Annotated in this window: 19 protein-coding genes, 1 tRNA gene and 1 pseudogene; 10 read left to right on the top strand and 11 right to left on the bottom strand. The window is 70.5% G+C overall.

What is annotated here, in order from left to right; genetic code table 11:
• Positions 1–125 precede the first annotated feature (125 nt).
• From MUN78_RS12020 to MUN78_RS12000, 5 genes are all read left to right on the top strand, one after another.
• A complete protein-coding gene (locus MUN78_RS12020) occupies positions 126–1,547 on the top strand; it encodes an NAD(P)/FAD-dependent oxidoreductase (protein ID WP_244726706.1) in 1,422 nt (473 codons plus the stop codon).
• The gene (locus MUN78_RS12015; protein WP_244726705.1) at positions 1,544–1,924 is read left to right on the top strand and encodes a cupin domain-containing protein; all 381 of its coding nucleotides are present in this window, start codon (positions 1,544–1,546) and stop codon (positions 1,922–1,924) included. The genes MUN78_RS12020 and MUN78_RS12015 overlap by 4 nt, the downstream gene beginning before the upstream one ends.
• 139 nt (positions 1,925–2,063) lie before the next feature.
• Complete coding sequence (locus tag MUN78_RS12010; RefSeq protein ID WP_244726703.1) at positions 2,064–3,434, top strand: uracil-xanthine permease family protein; 1,371 nt, start codon at positions 2,064–2,066, stop codon at positions 3,432–3,434.
• 107 nt (positions 3,435–3,541) lie between these two features.
• Positions 3,542–7,414, top strand: a complete 3,873-nt coding sequence (locus MUN78_RS12005; RefSeq protein WP_244726701.1) for an AAA family ATPase — start codon at positions 3,542–3,544, stop codon at positions 7,412–7,414.
• Positions 7,411–7,620: a hypothetical protein gene (locus tag MUN78_RS12000; protein ID WP_244726699.1), complete on the top strand. Its 210-nt coding sequence runs from the start codon at positions 7,411–7,413 to the stop codon at positions 7,618–7,620. Before MUN78_RS12005 ends, MUN78_RS12000 begins: the two co-directional genes overlap by 4 nt.
• A gap of 94 nt (positions 7,621–7,714) precedes the next feature.
• On the opposite strand, the gene MUN78_RS11995 is transcribed toward MUN78_RS12000, so the two are convergent.
• Positions 7,715–8,029, bottom strand: a complete 315-nt coding sequence (locus tag MUN78_RS11995; RefSeq protein ID WP_244726697.1) for an FmdB family zinc ribbon protein — start codon at positions 8,027–8,029, stop codon at positions 7,715–7,717.
• A gap of 114 nt (positions 8,030–8,143) precedes the next feature.
• On the opposite strand from MUN78_RS11995, the gene MUN78_RS11990 reads away from it, so the two are divergent.
• Positions 8,144–9,610: a hypothetical protein gene (locus tag MUN78_RS11990; RefSeq protein WP_244726695.1), complete on the top strand. Its 1,467-nt coding sequence runs from the start codon at positions 8,144–8,146 to the stop codon at positions 9,608–9,610.
• Positions 9,611–9,679: 69 nt separating this feature from the next.
• On the opposite strand, the gene MUN78_RS11985 is transcribed toward MUN78_RS11990, so the two are convergent.
• A complete protein-coding gene (locus MUN78_RS11985; protein WP_244726694.1) occupies positions 9,680–10,282 on the bottom strand; it encodes a 5-formyltetrahydrofolate cyclo-ligase in 603 nt (200 codons plus the stop codon).
• 74 nt (positions 10,283–10,356) lie between these two features.
• On the opposite strand from MUN78_RS11985, the gene galU reads away from it, so the two are divergent.
• The 4 genes from galU (at position 10,357) to MUN78_RS11965 (ending at position 13,257) form a co-directional block, all read left to right on the top strand.
• Complete coding sequence (galU, locus tag MUN78_RS11980) at positions 10,357–11,298, top strand: UTP--glucose-1-phosphate uridylyltransferase GalU (RefSeq protein ID WP_244690152.1); 942 nt, start codon at positions 10,357–10,359, stop codon at positions 11,296–11,298.
• Between the two features lie 2 nt (positions 11,299–11,300).
• A complete protein-coding gene (locus MUN78_RS11975; RefSeq protein ID WP_244726692.1) occupies positions 11,301–11,918 on the top strand; it encodes a GNAT family N-acetyltransferase in 618 nt (205 codons plus the stop codon).
• A 63-nt stretch (positions 11,919–11,981) separates the two neighbouring features.
• Positions 11,982–13,100: a coiled-coil domain-containing protein gene (locus tag MUN78_RS11970; RefSeq protein WP_244726690.1), complete on the top strand. Its 1,119-nt coding sequence runs from the start codon at positions 11,982–11,984 to the stop codon at positions 13,098–13,100.
• 84 nt (positions 13,101–13,184) lie between these two features.
• A tRNA-Ala gene (locus MUN78_RS11965) sits at positions 13,185–13,257 on the top strand.
• A 559-nt stretch (positions 13,258–13,816) separates the two neighbouring features.
• Here MUN78_RS11965 and MUN78_RS11960 read toward each other — a convergent pair.
• The 9 genes and pseudogenes from MUN78_RS11960 to MUN78_RS16820 form a co-directional block, all read right to left on the bottom strand.
• Positions 13,817–14,845: pseudogene (locus tag MUN78_RS11960) on the bottom strand (recombinase family protein); the annotation flags it as partial.
• Between the two features lie 56 nt (positions 14,846–14,901).
• Positions 14,902–16,076, bottom strand: a protein-coding gene (locus tag MUN78_RS11955; protein WP_244726688.1) for an IS3 family transposase whose coding sequence is annotated in 2 segments (ribosomal slippage) — positions 14,902–15,797 and positions 15,797–16,076 — 1,176 coding nt in all. Because the reading frame shifts where the segments join, the coding sequence is not laid out codon by codon here.
• Between the two features lie 469 nt (positions 16,077–16,545).
• Complete coding sequence (locus MUN78_RS11950) at positions 16,546–16,953, bottom strand: hypothetical protein (RefSeq protein ID WP_244726687.1); 408 nt, start codon at positions 16,951–16,953, stop codon at positions 16,546–16,548.
• Entirely contained in the window at positions 16,928–17,731 is an 804-nt protein-coding gene (locus tag MUN78_RS11945; RefSeq protein ID WP_244726685.1) for a DUF2637 domain-containing protein, read from the bottom strand. The genes MUN78_RS11950 and MUN78_RS11945 overlap by 26 nt, the downstream gene beginning before the upstream one ends.
• Positions 17,728–18,612 carry a bifunctional DNA primase/polymerase gene (locus MUN78_RS11940; protein WP_244726683.1) on the bottom strand — a complete coding sequence of 295 codons (885 nt, stop codon included), beginning with the start codon at positions 18,610–18,612 and terminating at the stop codon, positions 17,728–17,730. The genes MUN78_RS11945 and MUN78_RS11940 overlap by 4 nt, the downstream gene beginning before the upstream one ends.
• Positions 18,613–18,878: 266 nt before the next feature.
• On the bottom strand, positions 18,879–20,156 hold the full coding sequence (locus MUN78_RS11935) for a hypothetical protein (RefSeq protein ID WP_244726682.1): 1,278 nt from the start codon (positions 20,154–20,156) through the stop codon (positions 18,879–18,881).
• A 156-nt stretch (positions 20,157–20,312) separates the two neighbouring features.
• Positions 20,313–21,737 carry a hypothetical protein gene (locus MUN78_RS11930; protein WP_244726680.1) on the bottom strand — a complete coding sequence of 475 codons (1,425 nt, stop codon included), beginning with the start codon at positions 21,735–21,737 and terminating at the stop codon, positions 20,313–20,315.
• 129 nt (positions 21,738–21,866) lie between these two features.
• Positions 21,867–22,961 (bottom strand): DNA-methyltransferase, encoded by a 1,095-nt coding sequence (locus tag MUN78_RS11925; protein ID WP_244726678.1) that lies wholly within the window; start codon positions 22,959–22,961, stop codon positions 21,867–21,869.
• A 277-nt stretch (positions 22,962–23,238) separates the two neighbouring features.
• Entirely contained in the window at positions 23,239–23,565 is a 327-nt protein-coding gene (locus MUN78_RS16820; protein ID WP_429952328.1) for a helix-turn-helix domain-containing protein, read from the bottom strand.
• Positions 23,566–24,255: the final 690 nt, after the last annotated feature.

Below are 24,255 nucleotides of genomic sequence, written 5' to 3'. Positions count from 1 at the left end.
GTGCGGCGAGACCGCCGGTGCGGCGAGAGCGCAGGTGCTCCGTGTAGTCAACGCCATTGACATGGCCATTTACAATGCGAGGCGGATGTGCGAGGATCGGGGGAGACGCCGAAACGGGGAGCCCCATGCAGTCCATCATCTTCGAAACCCACAAGCCCGCAGCCGGGATCGTCGACGCCTCGCTCGCGACCACGAAGCTCGGTTGCTTCTGGACCGACGACATCGCCGGCTCCGTTGCGGAGTACCCTGCCCTGCCGGGCGACGCCCGCGTGGACGACGCCGTGGTGGGCGGCGGCTTCGCGGGCCTCTGGACCGCCATCAAACTGAAGACCGAGCACCCGGAGCGGCGGATCGTGCTGCTCGAAGCCGTGCGGATCGGCTGGGCGGCGTCCGGCCGCAACGGCGGCTTCTGCGAGGCGAGCATCACCCACGGCGAGCCGAACGCCGAGGCGCGCTGGCCGGAGGAGACCGGCACGCTGCGCCGCCTCGGTTACGAGAACCTCGATGCGATCGAGCGCTTCATCGCCGAGCACGGCCTCGACGTCGACTTCGAGCGCAACGGCACCATGTCCGTCGCGAACGAGCCCTATCAGGTCGAGTGGCTCGGCGAGAGCGAGGACGCCGAAGTCGTGACGCTCGACGCCGAGGGCGCCCGCGCCCGCATCAACTCGCCGACCTTCCTCGGCGCCGACTTCTCGCCACGCGAGAACGCGAACGTGCACCCCGCGAAGCTCGCGGCGGAGCTCGCGCGGCACGCCGCGGAGATCGGCGTCGAGATCCACGAGCACACGCCCGTGCAGCGCCTCGACGGTGCGAGCGGCGCGCCGATCCGGCTCGTCACCGCCGCCGGCACCGTCACCGCCGAGCGGGTCGCGCTGTGCACCAACGTCTTCCCCTCGCTCCTCAAGCGCTACCGCCTCCACACGATCCCGGTGTACGACTACGTGCTCATGACCGAGCCGCTGAGCGAGGAGCAGCTCGCCTCGATCGGCTGGGAGGGCCGCGAGGGACTCTCCGACCTCGCGAACCAGTTCCACTACTCGCGGCTCACGAAGGACAACCGGATCCTCTGGGGCGGCTACGACGCGGTCTACCACTCCGGCGGCCGCATCAAGGCCGAGTACGAGGATCGCATGGAGAGCCATCGGAAGCTCGCGAGCCACTTCTTCACGACCTTCCCGCAGCTCGCCGGCATCCGCTTCACGCACCGCTGGGCCGGAGCGATCGACTCCTCGACCCGCTTCTGCGCCTTCTTCGGCCAGGCGTACGGCGGTCGCGTGCAGTACGTCTCCGGCTTCACGGGTCTCGGCGTCGGCGCCACCCACTTCGCGGCGGACGTCATCGCCGATCGCTTCGCCGGCCGCGTCACCGAGCGCACCGAGCTCCAGATGGTGCAGCAGATGCCGCTGCCCTTCCCGCCCGAGCCCGCGGCGTCGATCGGCGTGAACCTCTTCCGCTGGTCCTTCGACCGGGCGGATCACAACGGCGGCAAGCGCAACGTCTTCCTGAAGGCCATGGACGCCATCGGCTTCGGGTTCGACTCGTGAGCGGCGGGCTGCCCGAAGGGCGCAACGCCGTCGTGCGCGGCCTCGACGTCGAGCTCGAGCTCGAGCGGGTCGACGCCGCCGACACCGTGTCGGGGGAGCCGCGTCAGGGCATCCTCGAGCTCGGTGCCGTGGGCGCGACCCAGCTCGGCATCTGGGAGCTCCGCGGCGGCGCCGTCACCGACACCGAGGTCGACGAGTGCTTCGTCGTGCTCTCCGGCGCGGCGGTCATCGAACTGCTCGAGGTGCCGGGGCGCCCGGAGGAGGCGGGGCGCACGATCGAGGTCGGCGCCGGCTACGTCATGCGACTCGTCGCGGGGACCCGGACGCGCTGGACCGTCGACGAGCATGTCCGGAAGGTCTACCTCGCGGCGGAGTGACGAGCGCGGCCCCCCGGAGGGCGAGGGCCTCGGTGCCCCGGGGCTCCCCTGGGAGCTTCCTGAGCGCTAGGATGTGGGATTGGCCGCGCCGCCCGACGACGGGCGTGCCGCGAGACCCGCACAGACCCGAGGAGCCCCGATGTCCCTGCCCTGGAAGGCCCACGGAGACGGCACGCACGTCTCGCCCGACGCGATCGTGCTCCCCGAGGAGCGGCTGAGCTGGCCGCGCACCATCGGGTTCGGCGCGCAGCACGTCGTCGCCATGTTCGGCGCGACCTTCCTCGTGCCCCTGATCACGGGATTCAGCCCGACCGCGACGCTCTTCTTCTCGGGCCTCGGCACCCTGCTCTTCCTCCTCCTGACGGGCAATCGCCTGCCGAGCTACCTCGGCTCCTCCTTCGCCTTCATCGCCCCGATCGCCGCGGCGCTCGCCGGGGGCGCCCCCGAGCAGCCCGATCTCGGACGCGCGTCCTTCGGCATCCTGGCGATCGGCGTGCTCATGGCGGTCGTCGGCATCATCGTCACCCGTTTCGGCACCGGGTGGATCAACGCCCTCATGCCGCCGGTCGTGATGGGCGCGATCGTCGCGCTCATCGGCTTCAACCTGGCACCCGCCGTGAAGAACAACTGGAACGCGACGGAGCTCTCGGGATGGGTCGCCCTCATCACCATCGCCTCGGTGCTGCTCATCACCGTGCTCTTCCGCGGCCTCATCGGGCGGCTCTCCATCGTCCTCGGCATGGTGGTCGGCTACATCGCGGCGATCCTCATGGGCGAGATCGACTTCTCCGGCGTCGCGGGCGCCGCGTGGTTCGGGCTGCCCGCGTTCCACGCCGTCGGCAACCCCTTCGCCGATCCGACGCTGTGGGGGCTGCTGCCCGCCTTCCTGCCCGTCGTTCTCGTGCTCATCGCCGAGAACGTGGGCCACGTGAAGAGCGTCGGGCTCATGATCGACCGCGACCTCGACCCGGTGACCGGCCGGGCGCTGCTCGCGGACGGCCTCTCGACCATGCTCGCGGGCTTCGGCGGCGGATCGGGCACGACGACCTACGGCGAGAACATCGGCGTCATGGCGGCCACCCGCGTCTACTCCACGGCCGCGTACTGGGTCGCGGGCATCATCGCGATCCTGCTGAGCTTCTCCCCGAAGATCGGCGCGGTCATCTTCTCGGTGCCCGCCGGCGTGCTCGCGGGCGTCACGGTCGCGCTCTACGGCCTCATCGGCCTCATCGGCGTGAAGATCTGGATCGACAACAAGGTCGACTTCTCGAAGCCCATCAACCAGTTCTCGGCCGCCGTCCCGCTCATCGTGGGCATCGCGGACTTCGGGCTGCAGATCGGCTCGGTCGTCTTCAACGGCATCGCGCTCGGCACGATCGCGGCGGTGCTCGTCTACCACGTCATGCGGCTGCTCGGGCGCGCCAGGGGCGGGGAGATGGACGTCGCGGACCCGGTGGTCACGGCGAGCACGGAGATGAACGCGGAGGCGGGCGCGGACCCCCGCGGGTAGACGCGCCACGAAACTCCGACCGCGTTGCGCGGAATCCCGAGATCTCCGCTTAGGGTGGCGGTGTGTGGAGTGTAGAGCGGCGACGGCGACCCGAGAAGGGGCGCGTCGTGAACGGTGCCGAGGAGTCGGCGCGGCCGGGTGACGGCGGCGACGCCGTCTCCGGCGCGGACCGGTCCGCCCAGTCGGCCGCGGCCGCGGCGTCCGAGACGCACGGGGCGCCCGGGACGCAGCACCGCAGCGAGGGCGCGCTCGCGAAGGCCCCGCAGCCCTTCCCCGAATCGCGGGACGACGATCCCGCGGCGCAGCTCAGCGGCCCCGTCTCGCTCGTCGACGCCTACGCGGACGAGCACGCGGCCTGGCGCCGGGAGCTGGCCGCCATCGGCGGGCGCAACCCGCTGCTCCATTTCGACGACCGGCCCGCGAACCGCATCGAGCTCTCCACGACGCATCCGGGCGGCCTTCCGCAGTTCATCACGGGCAACAAGATCCTGCTCTCCGCGCTCATCCGCGACGATCTGGCGCTCCGCCACGCCCGCGTCGCCGCGGGCAGGGTCACCGACAAGGCGATTGAGATGCGGACGGTGCGCGGCCTCGAGACCGTGAACCTCGGGGTGGGCATCGCGAAGTGGAGCTTCGAGGGCGAGGACTTCTGCGCGCCGGTGCTGCTGCGCCCGCTCGCGATCCGCCGCTACGGCCGCGACTTCGAGCTGAAGCTCAAGCAGTTCCCCGTCGTGAACTCGGAGCTGATCCGCGTGCTGCGCGAGCAGTTCGGGATCGCGCTCGACGCGCGCTCGCTCATCGAACTCTCGCAGTCCGAGGGCGTCTTCAAGCCGCAGCCCGTGATCGACCGGCTCCGCCAGATGGTGGCCGGGGTGCCCGACTTCGTCGTGCAGCCGCGCCTCGTCGTCTCCTCCTTCCACAATCTCGCGCAGGGCATGCTCGCCGACGCACGGGATCTCGACACCCCGATCCTCGCCGCCGTGTGCGGCAACGAGCCGGCCAGGCGCCGGCTCGCCGCGGCCTATCAGCCCGTGAGCGCGACGCCGCCGGACGATCGCTCGCCCGACACGGATCGCTACCTCTACGACGCCGATGCCGAGCAGGACGATGTGCTCGCCCAGATCGACGCGGGTCATTCGCTCGTGGTGCACACCCTGCCGGGCACGGGCGGCACGCAGACCGTGGTGAACGCGATCGGCAGCCTCGTGCGCGCCGGCAAACGCGTGCTCGTGGTATCGCCGCGCCGCGCCACGCTCGACGGCATCACGCACCGCCTGACGCGGGCCGGGCTCGCCGGGCTCTCCGTGAGCCCGCGCCGCCTGCGCCGCAACCTCGTGGAGGCGATCAGCCGCAACGAGAACGCCCGCACCGAGCAGCTCCGCGATGTCGATGAGGCGCTCGTGCGGCTGCGCGGCGTGCTGCTCGACTACCAGAGCGCGCTCTCCGAGCGGGACGCGCGGTTCGGCGTCTCCCCGCTGGAGGCGCTCCGCACCCTCACGCTGCTCGCGCTCTCCGAGCGGCCGCCGAGCACGACCGTGCGGCTCGACGACCAGGCGCTCGGCCAGCTCACGCTCGATCGATCCTCGGTCGCGGAGGCGCTCACCGAGGTCGCGAGGCTCGGCCAGTTCCAGTACGGTCCCGAGGACTCGCCCTGGTACGGGGTGAGCTTCGCGACGACCGAGGAGGCGCGCGCCGCCTACGGCCGAGCGGTCGACCTCGCCGAGTCCCAGCTGCCCCGTCTCATCTCGATGGCGAACGAGGTCGTCGGGCAGACCTCGATGCGGCCCTACGACACGATCGCGGAACTCGGGGTCTACCTGCGCCTGCTCATGGGCATCCGCGAGACCCTCGACCGCTTCACGCCCGAGGTGTACGACCGCTCCCTCACCGAGGTGATCGCGGCGCACGCGCCCCGCGGCGGCGAGGAGATGTCCTCGGCCAACAGGCGGCGGCTGCGCAAGCTCGCCCGCGAGTACGTGCGCCCGGGCGTGCACATCACCGACATGTACGCGCGGCTCGTGCAGATCCAGCAGCAGCGGGTGCTCTGGCAGCGCTACACGACCGTCGTCGGCGCGCGCCCCGAGGTGCCCCTCGGCATCTCGGACGTGGTCACCGCGTTCCAGACGGCCTATCAGGATCTCGACGAGCTCGACCGGGTGCTCGGCACCGCGAGCGACGCCGACCGCCTGAAGAACCTCACCCTCGGTCGGCTCGCCGCGCGGATCTCGGATCTCGCCAGGGAATCCGAGGCGCTGCAGAACATCCAGGAGCGCACGACGATCGTCGAGCGCATGCGCGCCGCGCACCTCGAGCCCCTGCTCGACGACCTCTCGGCGCGGCACGTGCCCGCCGAGGATGTCGCGGCCGAGCTCGAGCTGGCTTGGTGGCAGTCGGCCCTCGAGCGGATGCTGCAGACGAACCCGGCGCTGCTGAGCGGCAACACCGGCGTGATCGAGCGGCTCGAGGCCGACTTCCGGCTCGTCGACGACGCGCACTCGGGCGCCAACGGCACGCTGCTCGCGGCTGCGCTCGCCGACGCCTGGCGGGTCGCGGTGCTTGATTTCAAGCCCGAGGCGCTCGCGATGCGCGAGGCCCTGCGCAGCGGCTACGTGTCCGCGGCATCGCTCGCCCAGCGCGCGCCCAATCTCCTCGCCGCCCTCGCCCCCGTGTGGACGATGTCGCCGTACGAGGTCGCGCAGCTGTCCGACGAGCTCCGCTTCGACACCGTGCTGCTCGTCGACGCGGGTGCGACGACGCTCGTGGAGAACATCGGGGCGATCCGGCGCGCCGGCCAGGTGGTGGCCTTCGGTGACACGATGACGCAGACGCCGTCCCGTTTCGAGATCTCCGTCGGCGCGTCCGTGGAGGAGGGCGCGGAACGCGAAGCCGAGGAGCTGCACGCCCGCTCGGCCTTCGCCCAGCTCGGCGAGGTGCTGCCGACCCTCACCCTCACCCGCAGCTACCGCGCTGGGGGCGAGGACCTCACGGACCTCGTGAACACGCGCTTCTACGACGGCGCGATCCAGTCGCTGCCGTGGGCCGGCAGCTTCCTCGGCCACTCGAGTCTCACCTACGAGTTCGTCCGCGGCGGGCAGGGCCTGCCCGATCAGCAGACCGGCGCGGTGGAGAGCACCGATGCCGAGGTGGAGCGCGTGGTGCAGCTCGTGCTGGAGCACGCGAGCGAGCGCTCGGGCGAGTCGCTCATGGTCATCACGGCGAGCGAGCGGCACGCGGTGCGCGTCTACCAGGCCGTGCTGCAGGCGTTCTCGAAGTTCCCGCAGTACCGCGACTTCCTCCTCGGGGAGCGGGCGGAGCCCTTCGCGGTGCTCACGCTCGAGCAGGCGACTGCGCAGAGCCGGGATCGCGTCATCTTTTCCATCGGCTACGGGCGCACCCCGCACGGCCGCGTGCTCTCCAACTTCGGCGGGCTCGGACGGCCGGGCGGAGAACGGCTGCTCGCGGTCGCGGTGACCCGCGCCCGGCGCGCCATGACGATCGTGAGCTGCTTCAAGCCGGAGGATCTCGACTCGGCGCGCATCAAGCACGGGGTCGTCGAGCTCGCGGAGCTGCTCGCCTTCGAGCATCCCGAGCCCGAGGCGCCCTCGCTGCCCGCGGAGCGCGACCCGATGCTCGGCGAGCTCGCGGATCGCCTCGAGGCCCTCGGCCTCGTGGTCGCGATGGACTACCGAGGAGCGATCCCGCTCGCGGCATCGCTCGGCGACCGCGCCATCGCGATCGACCTGGATCTCGGCGCCGGGGGCGACGGCGGCGACAGCATCAGGGACACCCTGCGGCTGCGCCCGGCGGTGCTGCGGCGGCTCGGGTGGCACTACCACCGCGTGCAGAGCTTCGACCTCTTCGCCGACCCCGACGAGGTCGCGCTGCGCATCGCCCGGATCGTGGGCTACGACGCGGACGCACCGGAACGGGGAGCGGGGGCGGCCGCTGGGCAGCCCACGGCCGCGATCGATCGGGCATGACCGAGGGCGCCGCGCCGCGCCGCGCCTCGCGTCGCGTGCGTCGGCCCGCCCCCGAGGGCGTCGACCCGCGCCCCTCCGAGCACCCGCTCGACGCCCGCGCCGGCGAGGATCGGCCGGAGGGCTGGGGCGAGGGGCAGTCGCCTGGCGGCGGTGCGCACGCGCACGACGAGGAGCTGCGGCGGGACCGCCCGCCGCACTGGGGATGACGGGGGCGCCGCGGGCGCGGTGCGCTCCGCCGACCCGTCGCGGTTCGGCCGCCGTGAAGCCTCGGCTGCCGTGGAGCCTAGGCCGCCGAGGAGCCTAGGCCGCCGAGGAGCCGGAGGACCCCGAACCGGAGCTGCTCGACCCCGAGCCGCTCGAGCCGGACGAACCCGATCCCGAGCCGCCGGACCCGGAGGAGCCCGCCCCGCTTCCCGAGGACCCCGACCCCGAGGAGCCCGCGCGCGAGTCCGTGCGGTAGAAGCCCGAGCCGTTGAAGGTGACGCCGAGCGAGCCGAAGACCTTGCGCAGGGCACCCCCGCACTCGGGGCACTCGGTCAGCGCATCGTCGGAGAACGACTGGTAGATGTCGAAGGCGTGGCCGCATTCGGAGCAGCGATAGGCGTACGTAGGCACGAAGCCCCATGATACTCGCTTCCGGGCCGGACCGGGCGGGATCGACGGCGGGATCGACGGCGGGGACGCCCCTCTGGCATCCCACATGCCGGTGATGCGGGCTAGGCTGGGGCGATGGACCCGAAGCAGCCGCGCCGCGCACGCGGCCGGGCGGTATTCTGGGCGCTCGTGCGCTGGGGCATGATCCTCGCGGTGCAGATCGCGCTCGGCGCCTTCGGCTGGCTGATCGATCTCTTCGACGTCGCCGAACCGGCGGACTTCGGCGATCTCGTGATCGCCGGCGTCGTCGCCGTCTTCCTCATCATGGGCCCCGCGATGATCGAGCTCGCGAGCGCGCACGCACGGGGCGTGCCGCTGCGCTGGACGATCCTCCGCGGCGTCGGCGTGCTCGCGCTCGGCCTCGGGCTCGGATCGGTGCTCCGCCTGTCCGTCGTCGACAACTCCGCGTGGGCGTCCTCCGAGCAGCTCGTGCTCCTCACCCGTTACTCCTGGTGGACGTGCGCCGCAGCGCTCGCCCTCCTGCTCCTCGAAGCACTGACCGCGCTCGTGCGCCGCATCGTCGTCGCGACGGCGGGCGCCCCCGCCCCGCCCGCGCGCTGGCCGGGGCCCGCCTGGGCGAAGTGGGGCGCCGGCGTGCTCGCCGTCCTGCTGCTCGCGGGCGTCGCCGGCCCGGCGCTCGGCCGCGCCGGCTGGCACATCTGGAAATCGACCGCGACGTCGATGGCGCCGGTCGCCGCTGCCGGCGCCGTGCCGGCCGGCGGCGGAGGCACGCGGGAGGTGATCGCGGTGCCATACGAGCTCCGGCAGACCTACGGCTTCTCCACGCAGTACCGGGTCGCGCTCTACGACCTCGCGACGGCGGAGCTGCGGTGGGACCGGCAGATCGCTCGGGGCAGCGCACTGCCGGCGCAGGAGGCGATCGCGGTCGACGCGGCGGGCGTGTACCTGCGGGAGACCGCGCCGGGCGCCGATCAGTCCGCGGCCGTCTGGCGGGTGCTCGATCCGCTCACCGGCGACACCCTGGCGGAGGCCCGCACCGCCGCCGAGCGGGACGCCGCGGTGCCGGCCGGGGTCCGAGCGGAGGCCGCCGCGCGCGACGAGCGCGTCGGGGACGACGGCATCGAGAGCGTCTTCGCCGAGACGGCGGACGGCGGCACCGAACTGATCCGCGTCTGGCGCTACGGCAGGGCGCGCATCGTCGACCCCGCGACCGGCAGGCCGGCCGGTGCCGACGCCGGGCTCGCGCTGCGCGGCTACTGCTGCCAGCAGGGGGCCTACACGGAGCTCACGGCCGACGACGGCGCGCTCGACCCCGAGGCGGAACGCCAGGAGATCGACGGCGATCGCGCCGAGGGCGCGCAGGAGGCGGCGGACGCCGCTGAACCCGTGCGCGGCGGGGAGCTCCTCGCGATATTCCCGCGGGCGCTGGGGACGGACGACGTGCTCGCCGAGACCGACGGCGGTCGGATCGCGCTGCGCTCGGAGACGTCGGAGGCGAAGCTCGTGCTCGTCGTCGCCGATCGCGGAGGGTTCACCACGGCGATCGTCGGCGACCGCGGCTGGATCCCCTGGCTGCGGTGAGCGCGCCGCGCCGAGCGGCCTCGGGTCCGGCAGCGGCGCACCACGACGGCGCCCTCGGGCCCGCCGCGATCAGGGGAAGCGCAGGATCCGGCTCGGCGTGACGACCCCGTCGATCGGCACGTCGTGGGGCTCCCGCGGCAGGGCTTCGACGAGCTCGGCGTCGTGCACGATCGCGAACACGGGCGGGGGAGCGGCCGCCGCCGCGAGCGAGGCCAGGGCGCGGTCGTAGTAGCCGAGCCCCCAACCGAGCCGAACGCCCGCGGCGTCGACCGCGCAGGCCGGGATCAGTGCGAGGTCGACCGAGGCGAGCGCATCGCCGCCGAGGCGCGGCCCCGTCGGCTCCAGGATGCCGTGGCGGCCGGGTGCGGCGGCGGGGCCCGCCCCGGCATCGCCGGCGAGGGCCCAGTCGAGCCGATGCCCGGGAAGCGAGACGGGCAGCAGCACCTCGACCCCGTGCTCCACGGCCCAGGAGATGAAGGCCGTCGGGTCGGCCTCGCCCGGCTGCGGCAGGTAGCAGCTCACCCGAGCCGCGCCGGCGTCGGCGACGAGTCCCGCGAGTCGTGCGGCGAGGCGATCCCGCGCGAGCCGCTGCGCCGCGGCGGGCATCTCGCGCCGGGCCGCGCGCACGAGTGCGCGCATCTCCTGCTTCGCCTCGCGGATGCCCTGCGCCATGGGACCAGCCTACGGGCCGCGCTGCGCGGCCCGGAATACCGCGGTTCCGGCGCCGCGACAGTAGGCTAGAGCCCATGACGGACGCACACATCCCCGCTCAGCGCACGGTGACGAAGGCGGTGGTGCCGGCCGCCGGACTCGGCACCCGCTTCCTCCCGGCGACGAAGGCGATGCCGAAGGAGATGCTGCCGATCGTGGACAAGCCCGCGATCCAGTACGTGGTGGAGGAGGCCGCGGCGGCCGGGCTCGACGACGTGCTCATCATCACCGGACGCAACAAGACGAACATCTCCAACCACTTCGACAGCGTGCCCGAGCTCGAACTCGCGCTCGAGCGCAAGGGCGACGAGGGGAAGCTCGACAAGGTCTACGAGGCGAGCGACCTCGCGCAGATCCACATGCTCCGCCAGGGCCAGCCCCTCGGGCTCGGCCACGCGGTCGGCTGCGCGCGCCGCCACGTCGGCGACGAGTCCTTCGCGGTGCTGCTCGGCGACGATCTCATCGATGCGCGCGACCCGCTGCTCGACCGCATGATCGCCGAGCACGACGCGCGCTCCGCGACGGTCATCGCCCTCATGGAGGTGCCGCAGGAATCGATCCATCTCTACGGCTGCGCCGCCGTCGAGACCACGGACGATCCCGATGTGGTGCGGGTCACCGGTCTCGTCGAGAAGCCCGCGCCCGAGGACGCGCCGTCCAACCTGGCCGTCATCGGCCGCTACGTGCTGCGCCCCGAGATCTTCGACATCATCGACGGGCTCGAGCCCGGGCGCGGCGGGGAGATCCAGCTCACCGACGCGCTCAACCACCTCGCCGAGGGCAAGGGCGAGGGCCCCGTGTACGGCGTGGTCTTCCGAGGCCGTCGCTACGACACCGGCGATCGGGCCGACTGGATCAAGGCGAACGTGCTGCTCGGCGTCGATCACGCCGAGCTCGGCGCGGAGATCTCCTCCTGGATCATCGAGTTCGCCGACCGCCTGCGCGCGCAGCGCGGATCCGGAACCGGCGCCGCCTGACCGTGGCTCCGCTCGGCCGCCCGCTCAACGAGCCGACCCCGCTCGTCGCCGGCCGCGTCGGGCTGCGGGTCGTGCGCCCGCGGGACGCCGAGCCGCTCCGGCGGCTGCTGCAGGCGAACCGGGACTGGCTGCAGCGCTGGGAGGCGACGCACCCCTCGGGGCGCGGACCCGTGCCGGGGACGGTGTCGATGCGGCCCACGATCCGCGCGATGCGCCGGCAGCTGCGCGCCGGCAGCGGCCTCCCGTTCGTCGTGCTCTACGACGGCCGGGTGGTCGGGCAGCTGAGCGCCTCCGAGCTGAGCGGCGGAGCGCTGCAGGCCGGGCAGATCGGCTACTGGGTGTCGCAGCACGTCGCCGGTCGGGGCATCACCCCGGTCGCCGTGGCGCTCGCCATGGACTACCTCTTCGGCGTCATCGGCCTGCATCGCATCGAGATCTGCATCCGGCCCGAGAACGCGGCGTCGCTGCGGGTCGTCGAGAAGCTGCGGCTGCGCTACGAAGGGCGGCGCGCGTCGTACATCCACATCGACGGCGCGTGGCGCGATCACGAGTGCTACGTCCTCACGCGCGAGGAGGCCGTCGGCGGCGTGCTCGCGCGGCTCGGGACCGCGGGAGCCTGAGCTTCGCCGGCCGCGCGGCGCGCCGGATGCCCGGCGCGCGCTCCGCGTCGTACAGTGAACCCCATGACAGGCGGCGTGCTCGGTGGCGGTGTGATCTTCGTGGTTGCGGCGCTCCTGTGGGCCGCCGTGCTCGTGCCGGCGTGGACCCGCAGGCGGGAGTTCCGCGCGGCGGAGCGCAACGCGCTGCGGCTGCAGCGCACGCTGAGGATCCTCGCCGAGACCTCCGAGGTGCCGCAGGAGGTGCGACTCGAGGCCACGGCCAAGGAGGCGCTCGCGCACGAGAAGCTGCTGCGCACCGCCCAGAAGCAGCAGCAGGCCGAGCGCGCCGCGGATCTCGCGGAGGCGAAGGCCGAGCAGCTCCGCGCCGAGATCCGCGCGCAGGAGATGCGCCGCCGCCAGGCGGCGGCGCAGCGCTCGGCGAAGCTGCGGCGCCCCGCCGTGCGCCGCCTGCGGGCCGTGTCGGCGCTCGGAGCGCTGTGCGGCGTCGTCGGCGCGTTCGTCGGTCTCGGGGCGGCCGTGGCCGGCAGCGGCCCCGCGATCCTCATCTGGAGCAGCCTCGTGGTGGCCGCGTCCGGCGGCGCGCTCGTGCTGCTCGCCCCCGGGCGGGTGAAGCTCGCCGAGATCCCGGCGGAGCGGGTGCCCGTGCCCGCGGCGGCTCCGGAGGCGCGGTTCGATGACGGCGCGGCCCCCGAGGAGGACGCCGCCGCTCAAGCCGCCGTGCACGCCGAAGCGCAGCGGGCCGCGGCGGAGCGCATCGAGCGGGCCCGGGCGCTCGCCCGGGCGCGCGCGGAGCGGCCGCGGGCGCAGGAGAACCAGCCCGACTCGATGCTGCTGCGCGAAGCCAGGGAGCAGGTCTCGCGGGCGCGGGCGGCCGAGGATCGCGGAGCGGCCCGAGCCGCGGACGGAACCGCGGATCAGCGCGTGGCGGCGTCACGAGACGCGGTTGCGGACGGGCGGGGCGTCGGGCGCACCCCCGGGCGGAGCGCCGGTGCCGGGGTCGGGACCTCCGCCGAGCCGATGCCCCGAGCGGCCGCGGCCCCCCGCCAGGCGCCCGCCGCGCGCGCGAGCGCGGAGCAGCGCGCCGCGGCGGAGCGTCTGCGCCGCATGGGCGTCGTGGGGGACACGAGCGTCGGCGCGCCCGACCTCGACGCGGCGTTCCGACGTCGGCGGAGCGCGGGCTGAGCGCAGACGACGCGCGGAGGACGCGCGGACACGCCGTCCGATTTCGTCTCGCACCCCCGGTGCTGCTAGAGTTGATCGCTGTCAGGGTCTGTGGCGCAGTTGGTAGCGCGTCTCGTTCGCAATGAGAAGGTCAGGGGTTCGATTCCCCTCAGATCCACCGTAGTTGACTTACTCGAACCCCCGACATGCGAAAGCGTGTCGGGGGCGAGTTCGTTGAAGGGCTCGGCGAGCTCGGCGACAGCTTGCTCGTCCTCGCCGATGTAGATCTTCTCGAAGAAGGCCTGGTTCGCCAGCCGTTTGGCCTCGTCATCGGACTGCCGGTACATGGTGGCGCAGTAGGTCAGCAGCTGCATGGCACTGGCGAGGTACTTCTTCTGGCCCGTGTACTGCTCGTGGTCGTTCTCCAGCTTCCGGTCGATGTCCGCGAGCCCTGCACGGATCCGGTCCTGGTGCCGCTTGAGGGTGTCGAGGTCGATCGCGTCGGCGAAATGCGCGGCCAGGAGCTTCTCGCTCTCGGACTCGAGTCGCTTGCGGGTCGAGGTCAGCTCGGCCAGTTCCTGAGAGCGCGATGCCAGGCGTTCCTCGAAGGCCTCATCGACCTGCCGCGCGAGGGCCTTGAAAGTGTCCTCGCCGATCCCGATGCGCTCGTAACAGGTGGCGACGAGCTGCTCGGCAATGCCGACGGGAACGGCCTTCCGGGTGCAGGTGGTGCGCTTGCTGGTACGGCCAGAGCACACGAAGTAGGCGTAGCGGATGCCCTGCTTGTTCCGGGCGAAGTCGAGGTGCAGCCTCGACTTGCAGCTCGCGCAGTACAGGATCCCCTTCAGGGGGTGCTCGTGCTTGCGGAAGCGCACGTCGGCTCGCGCCCGAACGTCGAGGAGGCGTTGCACGCGTTCCCAGACCTCGGTGTCAACGATGGGTGGGTGGTTGCCGTCGTAGACGGCGCCGTTGTAGCGGATCTGTCCGATGTAGTAGGGGTTGCGCAGGAGCTTGAAGAACCCCGATTTACTGACCGGGCCGGCCGGTCGCTTCGGCGTGGCCACGGTCGTCAGCCCCCGGGCGGTGAGGTCGGTGAGGATCTTCTCGACCGAGGTGTCTCCGGCGGCGTAGGTGGCAAAGGCCCACTGGATCAGCGGGGCCCGTTCGGGGTCGACCTCGACAGTGCGGTACTCGTGGCCGTCCTCGGTGAGCTTGCGGACGTTGAGGTAGCCCAGTGGTGCGCGTCCGGGGGTGCCGCCGGTGGCGATCTTCTGGGTCAGGCCCTTGGTGACCTCGGCGGCGAGGTTCTTGGAGTAGAACTCCGAGATCGCGGACATCACCCCGTGCACGAGCGTGCCGGAGGGGGTCTCGTCGATGCTCTCGGTGACCGAGACCAGGGTGATGCCGGCTTCGATCAGGTGTCGCTGGATCTCGAGGTCGACGAGTCGGTCGCGGGCGAGCCGGTCGAGCTTGTGGACGATGCAGTAGGTGACCTGGTGGGTTTTGATGTAGGCGAACATCCGCTGCAGGTCGGGACGGTTGAGGGTGCGCCCGGAGTAGCCGGGGTCGACGAATTCTTCGACGACGGCCGCGCCGAGGTCGTCGGCCTTGCGCTGGTTGGCCTGCCGCTGTGCCGGGATTGAGAAGCCTTCACTGCGCCCGCCCTTGGAGGCTTGCTCTGCGGTGGACACGCGTTGATAGGTGATCGCGGTCAGGTGCAGATCGTCCAGGCTCGGTGCGGGCCGGATCGCGGGTGTCGTTGTCATGAGAACCTCCATTGGCCCTCGGGAGGGTCTGCTGAAGGTTGTGTTGAGTCCGGGGTTTATGCCGCCAGACCGACAGCATCCATCATTATGGCTTCGAACTCGACCGGTGTCAGCTTCCCGAGCCGACGCTGACGCCGCTTCCGGTGATACTTCCCCTCGACCCACGACACGATCGCCAGCCGTAGTTCCTGCCTGGTTCGCCAGGATTGCCGATCGAGAACGTTCTTCTGCAACAGGCTGAAGAAGCTCTCCATCGCCGCGTTATCCCCGCACGCACCCACACGACCCATCGATCCCCGCAGCCGATACCGCCCCAGCGCCTTTTGGAAACGCCGAGACCGAAACTGAGACCCACGATCGGAATGCACGATCACGCCTTCGGGATAGCCGCGCTGCAACAGAGCGTTCTCGAGTGCACGAACCGCGAGCGACGCCTTCATACGCTTATCGATCGCGTACCCCACGATCCGGTTCGAACACACATCCTTGAACGCGCACATGTAGAGCTTGCCCTCGCCCGTCCAATGCTCGGTGATATCGACCAACCATTTCTCGTCTAGACGGTCAGCCGTGAACTCGCGCTGCACGAGATCATCACCGACCGGGGCACCAGCCTCCCTGTAGCGGCGTTTCCGTTTCGAGATGACGGACTGCAGGCCAGCGATCTTGCATAACCGCCACACGCGCCGCTCACTGATCTCGTACCCGAGATCGTGGAGATCATCAGCAAGGACCCGGTACCCGCCCTCGGGATCATCAGCATGCAGTTCACGGAGCACACCGATGAGGTGCGCTTCCTCGATCTCGCGCGGAGACTGGGGTCGGCACAACCATTGGTAGTAGCCCTGATGGCTGAACCCCAGTACCCGGCACGTCACCGCGACCGGCACCCGAACCCGGGCACCGGTCGCAGCAAGCTCTTGGACGAGCGGGTAGATCATTTTGGGGGCGTGATATGCACCTGCGACAGATATGCGGCCGCGCGACGCAGGACTTCGTTTTCCTGCTCGAGTTCGCGGATCCGCTTCAGGGCGGCCGTCATCTCGCGCCGTTCAGCGGGATCCGTTGGTGGGGTGATCCCGTGCGACTGGAACCTCGCATCCCGTACCCAGGCTTGGATCGCTGACCGTGAGATCCCGAGGTCTCTCGAGACTTGTTTCTGCGCGACGCCCGATTCCACGAGCGCGACCGCGTCGCGTTTGAACTCGTCGCTGTAGTTCCTGATGGGCATGGTCCTCATCTTTCCAGCACCGCACTCTGAGCGATGCAATCAAGGACTCAACAAAACCCTCAGCAGACCCGTACTTCGTGGTCGCGTAGACCATCAGCTCGGCAGCGACCGGGCTGGTCGACCAGGCATCGGAGGCGATGAGTTCTTCGATGACCTGCCGCAGTCCGTCGGGGGTGGTGAAGTCCACGCCCTCTCCGGGTGCTCGGCCATCGGGGGTCAAGGGTGCGTTGGTGCTCATGGCGACTCCCTCAGCATGTGTTGGTGGTATCCGTCAGGTACGGACCCCTGTCGGCCAGAAGGGAGAGGTCAGCCAGAAGGCACAGCGGTGCCCGTCCGGGCACCCGCACGGAGTCCCGGTGAGTGGTCGATCCGCGTCACCACGCGCGGTGCGTGGGCGCGGTCTCGGTGGTCGTGAAAGGGAGGGGCCCGGGTCAGTCGGCACCCAGACGAGTGCCGGACCGAGATGTGGTCACCGGCTCACCCCCTCTCGCCCGGGCGTGCGCACGCCGGTGCGCTCCGGACCGGTCACGGAGACGTCGGAGCTGCGAGCGGCCAGGCGCTGCCGCAGCGTGTCCCGCTGCTCGCGGGCGGCTTCCTTGACCGCGCTCATCAGCTGCTGGTTCAGGTCCTGCCCGCGTTCCATCACGCGGGTGCCGGCGCGGGCGGCCAGGTCGGTAGGCCGCACCCATTCCACGCGGGAGTGTCCGGCGGGAATCGGCCTCTCGGGCTCACTGGTGAGGGTCGGGTCCTTGTGCGTGGCCAAGCGGGACTCCTCGTCCTGGTCGGGGACCTCGACATGCTCGAGGGTCTCGCCGGGGGCGTCGTCCTTCGCCGCGGTGGGCGTGGTCTCGTCAGGGCTGGTCGGTGTCGGGCTCATGATCGTTCCCTTCTGGTGACTGGTGGGGACTGTCAGGTGCGTTCAGCCAGCGCGCGACGGTCGTCGGATGCACGCCGTGTCGGCGCGCGATCTCCCGGTAGGACAGTCCTTGCGCGGCCAGACGGGCCGCTTCACGACGGTTGGCCTCCCGTCCCTGACGCGAGGGCGACCTCGTGGCCGTCCCTGGTTGGTCCTCGGTCCGGGCCTGGGCTTCGGGCTCCGGCTCGTCGTCGGTTTCTGCGTTCTCGCCGGGCGCTTCCAACGCGGGTCGGTCGGGCGCGGGCAGCTGCTGCGCTTCGACGACCAGTCCCTGTCCTGGAGTGGCCGGTGGCGTGGAGAGTTTGGGGGCGGCGTTGCGGATGAGCTCGACGGTCAGATGCGTCATCGCGACCAGCACCAGAGGCGGCACCGACGCGACGAGGGCGGCCACCACAGCGGGGAATCGTTCGTCGGCGGTGAGAATCGCATGGGTGATGTTCGCGGCGACCGACACACCGGTTCCGGCGGCCAGCAGCATCCACGCGAACCGGCGCGCGCTCGTGTCGGCATCGCGCAGTGCCACCACCGAGATCGTCGCCTGCAGGATCACGCCGTCGACGATCAGCGGCCACAACCACGCCTGCCCGTCCGGGACGCCCGCAAGGCGGGCGAGATCCTGCAAGGCGCCGAACGAGAGCAGGAACGCGCCCAGAGCCAGCGCGAACGTGCCGGTGACCGCGGCGGCGATCACGCCGCGCGAGACCCCGCCCCGCCTTCCCGCCGGTGCCGCGGTCATCATCGGCCCCATCCGGTCACGCCACGGGGTCCCGGCCCTCTGGGGCCGGAAGGCGGCTGGCTGGTGCCGGTACGGTGGGCGGAGCGGACGGTCGCGAGGATCTCGCGTTCCTCCAGCCCCGTACTCTCCGCCGCCGCCGAGAGCTGGTTCAAGGTGTCGGACTCGGACGCGCCGAGCTCGACCATCCTGCAGGCCGCCCAGAACAGCGACGCGTTGCGGTTCCCCTCCTGCGCTCGGGACAGCCAGACGCGGAGCCGGTCGACCCGCTCGGACGCATCCAGGGGCACCGGTCGCGGTGGTGCCGGCGGACGCTGCGGGGTCAGCAGATCCCGGATCCGGTCTCCGTCGATCGGAGCCGCATCCGCTCGCGCGGCACCGACGGGCCGATAGGCGCGGGCGGCGCCGTCGATGGTGATCCGGGAGGGGACGGTGATGATGTAGCCCCCGCCGGCCCGCAGGTCGACGTGCGAGGTTCCGCGCGACCAGGAGCGTTGCGGCCGGCCCGGATCGGCCGGGTAGTACAGGTGCAGACCGCCCGAGGGCGAGCGCACGGCGTGCGCCCACTGGTCGATGAGCCCGGAGCGACGCAGGGCCTGCAACATCGGATAGCCGGTGCCGGTGGCGTGGGCGTCGATGTCCAGCACGTCCACGCGCAGCCCGGTGCGCAGGCCGATATTCGCGTCGGGGTCGCGCCGCCACCAGAAACCCACGCGGTCCAGATCGGTGGTGGCGTCATAGAAGCCATGCCTGGTCGCGGTGTCTTTGCTGCCCGGCCAGCAGGGGAACACCGCGAACCCGGCGCGGGCATAGGTCAAGGCCGCCTCGGCCAGGGGCATGTCGGCCACCTGGGCGAACGGCATCAGTGCCAGTTGCCTGTCGATCATCGCTCACCTCCCTCACGCGCAGCCCCGGACCCGACCGATGCGAGGCGGGTCCGGGTCTGCGACCGGAAGGTGCGGCACGACGACGCTCCACCGGGGGTGGGACGTCTGCGGTCGCGAGAGGCGGGCCTCCCGCGGGGAACCGGTGTCCTACCCATTAGCGGTCTTCGCGAGGCGAGAACAACCCCTGGGGTGCGAACGTGCGCGGCACCGTCGCAACGATGCGCGAAACGATGCAGATCGCGCCCGACGGGCGCGGGACCGAGTCGTCAGCGAAAGAGGTCGGTGTCTCCGGGCTGATCCCGCCCCTGGCGGCGGTTCTCGTCCGGGTGCAAGGACTGCGCACGCTGGGCGAGCAGGTCGCTGAGCAGGGCGCCGCGTTCGATCAATGCTCCACCATCTCCTGCGGTCCGGCCGGTAGCCGCGACCAGCGTGTCGATCCGCTCCACCACCCGACGCAGAGCCGTATCGGGGAGCACATAGTTGAAGTCGTGGTCCGAATCGGCCTGCGCGGCCTCTTCCAGGACGCGCGCGATCTGGTTCAACACCGTGCTGTCGTGCTCGGCGGGTGGGAACGCCGCCGACGCGGTTGCCGTGTTCCCGACCGGGCTGCGACCGACGACGACCCGGAACTCCCCCTGCCCGTCCGTGCCGGTCGCCTGGTAGACGCCCGGGATGATCCACCGGTGCGCTTCCGAGGCCTGGCCCTCGTAGATCGGCATCCCATCGGGCGAGTCCGGGTCGGCGATGCTCACCTCCGGGTCTGCGGCGAACAGCATGGCCGCCAGCTCCTGTCTCTGCTCCCGCCCGAGAAGCCGGCCCGTGACTGCCGTCGGCTGCTCGAGCAGCTCCCGCAGTGTCGTCACCGCCAGCAGGTCCGCCGGGATCCACTCCTGATGGAACTGGGCCGGCAGGTACTGCGTCCGTGGACCGCCGTCACGCACCAGCTGTTCGAGGGCCTCGTTCTGCATCAGCAGCGTGGTCAGGGCCTCTTGCTGCCAGACGCGCTCCGCGTTGCGGAACACGGTCTCGTCCACAGCATCGGTGATCGCGTCGTAGAAGTGCAGAGGGTCGGGGCGTGGCGACAGTACGTGGCGTTCCATGACGTCCAGCAGGCCGTCGCGCACCCTCTGGGTGTTCTCGAGCTCCGTCAGAAGCTTCGGCAGATGGGATGCTCCCACGGCCAGGGACAGACATTCGTCGCGCCACTGGTCGTGCGCCTCGTAGAAGGCGTCGGCATCAGGCTCGCCGTGCGGCAGGCGGAACTGGTCCTGGAGAGGTTCGGGCGGGAACATCTCCGCCACAATCTCCGGGATCCCAGAGTCCAGCAAAGGCTCCCATGCGTCCGGAAGGTCCTCACCGAACGACCAGGCACGCACACGATCGCGCCCCTCATCCTCGGCGTCCCGGCCGTCTGCGGTAAACGCCCTGCGCAGCGCAGCTCCGACTGTCGCCAGGGCGTCCTCGCTCGTGACGGCGTCGACATCGACGATCACGCGGACGCGTCGAGTCCGCCCGGTGCCGTCAGCGCTTGAATGTTCGGCCATCAGTTCCTCCTTCGATCAGGCCAGGGGGTTCCTGCACACAGGTATGGCCGGGCCCTCGCCTCGTCCCTACAGCCGACTGCGCCGGGTATGCGAGGAGTCCGGATGAACGTGCGGCGATCAGTGGACGATCTGCGCGTCACAGCAAGGTCGTCACGTTCAGGCAGCGGGCCCCGGCCACTCGTGCCCGCGGCGATGCGAGGGCCGGTCGTTGTCGGCGAGGCTGATGTCGGTCTCGCGCTGCCGCAGCACCTGGCTGATCGCATCCGTCCTGGCCGTGGTGGAGCCGGTGGGGGGATGCCAGCCGAGGACGCCGAACACGTCACCGTCGGCGCGTACCCGCTGACACTGCTGGACCATGGCGGGCGCGGCCGGCAGCGCGTCGCCGACGAGCGCCTCATCCACCAGCTCACGTGCCTCACCCAGGGTGCGGGCGGACACGTCGAACTCCACCGGTACCTGGTAGGTCCAGAGCTTGCCCTCTGGCACCGCTGCCGGCCGCGCGGTGGCCGGCTCCCGGCTTTCCGCCGCCGACTCCGGGGCGTTGCCGATGCCGATCTGCTCGTACCAGAACGCCGGGTACGGGGTCGCGGCGCGAAGGTCATCCAGCCATGCGACGACGTCCTCCGGTCCCTTCCATCCGTCTGGGGAGCGGTGGGTTTCGAGGAACTCGGTCGCGCCGGCGAACGCGTTCCGATCGGAGAGGGTCTCGTGCAGCACCGTGGCCAGCCGTCGGGTCATCGCCGTTGCGTTCGCGTCGGCGATCACCGTCGGATCCTGGCCCTCGATATCCGACCAGACGATCACGCCGATATACGCGCGAGAAGGCAGTGGCGCCGGTACGGGATCACCTTCCAGTGGTACCCACGAGGGGAAACCGTCCCGCCCGGTGGTGTTCACCCGTCGGCTGATCAGGCGCACCAGGTCCGTGAGTGACTGCTCGCGGTTGTGATCTCGCAGCAGTCGGGAGACTTCATCCAGTGCACGCGCATCCCGGCGGTCCGCGGGGATCGCTGCGGACATGCGGCCAAATGGGGTGATCTCGGATGGAGCCACGACGACTGCGTACTCCCGGTCGTCAGGGTCGAAACCGCGATAGACGCCCTCAGCGAGGTGCTCGCACGCCTCACGGGCATAGCCCTCGAACACCAGCTGCTCCTGACGTTCGGGATCCATCACCATGACCGCCGGGTTCACAGCATCCAGGGTCTGCTGGATCCGTTCCCGGGTCTGCTCCGGCAGCAGGCCGCCGCCCTCACGACCGTCGGCGCGCAGCAAAGCGATGAGTCCCTCGACGAGCGCGACATCGTTGACGAGCCCGGGGTACCGCTCCTGCACCAGTGCTGCCTGTGATGGGCGGGGTGGCACCGGCTGCCAGTCCGCTACCCCCAGCACCTGGCTCTCCGCAGCGTCGGGCGAACGGTCGCCGGTGATGAACGGCCACCCATCGGAGTCTTCCTGCTCCAGCGTGCGTTCCAGCAGGGCGCGGGCCTCTTGCATGTCGTGCGCGGCCACGCTGAAATCGACCCCGACGCGGTACGTCTGCACGAGATCGTCGTCGTCCGCGGTAGGCATGTCGAGCATCGTCGTTCTCCTTCAAGCAGGTCGCGCCCAGCGGTGGCTCGGGCGCCTACCTGACAGGTACGGTCATTACCGCTTCATGCCGTAGGCGCGGTCAGGGCTTGTTGATGGTCGCTTCCTTCCGGAGCGTTCTCAACAGGCCTGCCGTTCGTCTTCGACCCGGTCGAGCCGGGACTCGATCAGCGGCAGGTAGGAGCCGTCGCGTTCGATCGCCACGACCTGGAATCCGGCCCGGACGGCGGCCTCAATGGTGCTGCCCGACCCGGAGAACGGCTCGAGGATCAAGCCACCTGGCGGGGTCAGCAGCGTGATCAGCCACCTCATCAGCGCCACCGGCTTTACCGTGGCGTGGGAGACGCCGAATGCGCGGGGCCTCTCCTCCCGGTCAGGTTTCGCTTCGAACCGGAAGATCGGGAACCGTTTGGAGACCGGCTCGTCGGCGTCCCATGTTCCCGTCAGCGCATCTAGCGCGTCCGCCTGCCCGGGGTCCAGAGCCACGTTGGTCGGCCATTTCCCGTTCCCGAAACGCGCGTCGTCGATGTTCAGTGCGCCCGTGCCGTGCTGAAGGACCGTAGCGACCGTGGTGGCCGGCGACGGTTTGCGGGCAATGAGGATCGGTTCGAAGGCCGGTCGCATCGCCGTGCCCCAGCCCGCCCAGCGGATCGCGTCATCGGTGACCGGGGTGCCGTGATCGGCGACCGCACGGGTCGCGCCGAGGATGCCATCGTGGTCGCTGCTGTGCACGAGCCGGTCCGGGCGTCGCACGCCGTGATGCTTGTCGATCGCGTAGGAGATGTCCATGCTCTTGGGCATCCCGGTTGAGTGCAGCCATGCGATCTGGTCCCGGATCTCGAACCCTGCACGTTCCACCCCGCGCACCATGCGATGCCAAGTGCGTGTCCCGCCGAACACCGCAATGTATGCACCGGGTCGCAGCACCTGCAGTGCCCCGGACGACCATGCAGTGCACCACTGTTCGAACACCTCCGCGGGGTCCATCCCGGTGGTGTCCAGATCGGGGAGGGACTCCCGGAAGCCCGCGACCCCGTCCCAGGCGTTGCCATTGAAACCGAGCCCGTAGGGAGGGTCGGTGATCAGCGAGTCCGCCGACTCCGGCTCGAGGGCCGGGAGGAGGGAGACCGCGTCTGCCTCATAGACCTGCGCGCCCAGCCTCTCGATGGCCGGCGCCGGGGCGGGGGTAGAGAGCTGAGGCGTTGGATCGGACACGAGCGACCTCCCGGGTGGTAGCCGCGCCGTCCGCGGATCGGGGCGGCGTCGGCACCTGGCAGGTGCGGGTATTGACCGTGTGCGAGCTCGGTCTCAGACCAGCACCCGTCCGAAACCCGGGCATGCGAATCTCAAGCCGCGGACCTCAAGGGAGGACGGACGTTCCTCGGGCCGGCGCGGCGGTGCCGGTCTCTTCCCGGGGCCCGCAAGCTGGTCCACGCGATCGGCAATCGACGAGTATGGTCCGCCCTGTTCAGCCGGCGCTCGTGCTCGAGTTCTATGCCTCTTGCAGGGGTGGGGAAATCGTAGTTGTTTGCCTGCGCGAGAACGCAGCGAACTCGCGAGGGCTCGCCCCGTACCTTCTCTTGAAGCACCTGGACGCCACAGTCGCATTCATCCAGCCGACTTCCCGGGCTACTTCTGACACTCCCAGGTCCGTGCTCATCAGGAGCTCGGCCATCCTGTCGACCCTGAGCCGGGTCAAGTACGCCGCTGGCGAGAGGCCGGTGTGCACGCGAAAGACGCGGTTGAGTTGTGATGTCGACAACGAAACCGCTCTGGCCAACTCTTCGCACCGCCATGCATGATCGACACGTGATCGCATAAGGTCGATTGCGCACGCCACTTCCCTTCGCGGTCGAATCGAGATCGTGTCTGTCGCGAGGCCTCGCTCCGAGAATCCGACGAATCTCTCGACGGTGCCTAGGATTTCTGAAGCCAACGACAGCTTGGCGAACTCACTCTGCGCGTCTGGTTCGATGTGAGCGAGTCGCGCTAGCGATGGCGTCAAGTGATGCATTGCAGACGGCGGCACCTGAAGACACTGCAACCCTGCATCGTCAGCGAGCGACCGCTTCAGCTGATGCACCATAGGATGAGCAGACGTGAGCCATCGCACCTGGTCGGCAACGTAGTCGCGGTCAATGTAGAAAGTGACCGTTCGCGCATGTCCGGTGGGAAACCCCAAACACTCGAGATTTGCCGGGATCATGAGTATCGTTCCGGGAGATATGACCGAGACGTCTTCGGCGGTCCTGATTTCAGCCCAACCGGATACCGTAAATACCACTTTGACGGCCTCAGCCGTCACTGATCCGGAAGGCGCGACCGCGGTTGCGTCGATGACACGTAGGGGCAACCCGAGATCGCCAAAGAGTCCTTGGGTGGACAACACTGTCATGGCACTTCGAGCCTCAGCCGCGGTGGGAGGTAGGCTCGGCAGCCCGATGTGAGGATGCGCGTGAGTGGTAACCGACCCTGCGACTTGTCGCGGGGTGCTCTCGGTTCCCCCGGT

It is taken from the genome of Leucobacter allii, assembly GCF_022919155.1.
GTDB classification, from domain to species: Bacteria; Actinomycetota; Actinomycetes; order Actinomycetales; family Microbacteriaceae; genus Leucobacter; species Leucobacter allii.
The sequence above is the reverse complement of the archived record's forward strand: the minus strand, read 5'-3'. Positions and strand labels throughout refer to the sequence as shown.

What these genes read in the sequence shown, in the direction of transcription:
- MUN78_RS16820 (WP_429952328.1), bottom strand. Translation starts at nt 23,565, where the DNA reads ATGCGATCACGTGTCGATCATGCATGGCGGTGCGAAGAGTTGGCCAGA.
- MUN78_RS11985 (WP_244726694.1), bottom strand. Translation starts at nt 10,282, where the DNA reads ATGGCGCAGGGCATCCGCGAGGCGAAGCAGGAGATGCGCGCACTCGTG.
- MUN78_RS11950 (WP_244726687.1), bottom strand. Translation starts at nt 16,953, where the DNA reads ATGAGCCCGACACCGACCAGCCCTGACGAGACCACGCCCACCGCGGCG.
- MUN78_RS12000 (WP_244726699.1), top strand. Translation starts at nt 7,411, where the DNA reads ATGACCGAGGGCGCCGCGCCGCGCCGCGCCTCGCGTCGCGTGCGTCGG.
- MUN78_RS11970 (WP_244726690.1), top strand. Translation starts at nt 11,982, where the DNA reads ATGACAGGCGGCGTGCTCGGTGGCGGTGTGATCTTCGTGGTTGCGGCG.
- MUN78_RS11990 (WP_244726695.1), top strand. Translation starts at nt 8,144, where the DNA reads ATGGACCCGAAGCAGCCGCGCCGCGCACGCGGCCGGGCGGTATTCTGG.
- galU (WP_244690152.1), top strand. Translation starts at nt 10,357, where the DNA reads ATGACGGACGCACACATCCCCGCTCAGCGCACGGTGACGAAGGCGGTG.
- MUN78_RS11945 (WP_244726685.1), bottom strand. Translation starts at nt 17,731, where the DNA reads ATGATGACCGCGGCACCGGCGGGAAGGCGGGGCGGGGTCTCGCGCGGC.
- MUN78_RS11940 (WP_244726683.1), bottom strand. Translation starts at nt 18,612, where the DNA reads ATGATCGACAGGCAACTGGCACTGATGCCGTTCGCCCAGGTGGCCGAC.
- MUN78_RS11935 (WP_244726682.1), bottom strand. Translation starts at nt 20,156, where the DNA reads ATGGCCGAACATTCAAGCGCTGACGGCACCGGGCGGACTCGACGCGTC.
- MUN78_RS12010 (WP_244726703.1), top strand. Translation starts at nt 2,064, where the DNA reads ATGTCCCTGCCCTGGAAGGCCCACGGAGACGGCACGCACGTCTCGCCC.
- MUN78_RS12020 (WP_244726706.1), top strand. Translation starts at nt 126, where the DNA reads ATGCAGTCCATCATCTTCGAAACCCACAAGCCCGCAGCCGGGATCGTC.
- MUN78_RS11930 (WP_244726680.1), bottom strand. Translation starts at nt 21,737, where the DNA reads ATGCTCGACATGCCTACCGCGGACGACGACGATCTCGTGCAGACGTAC.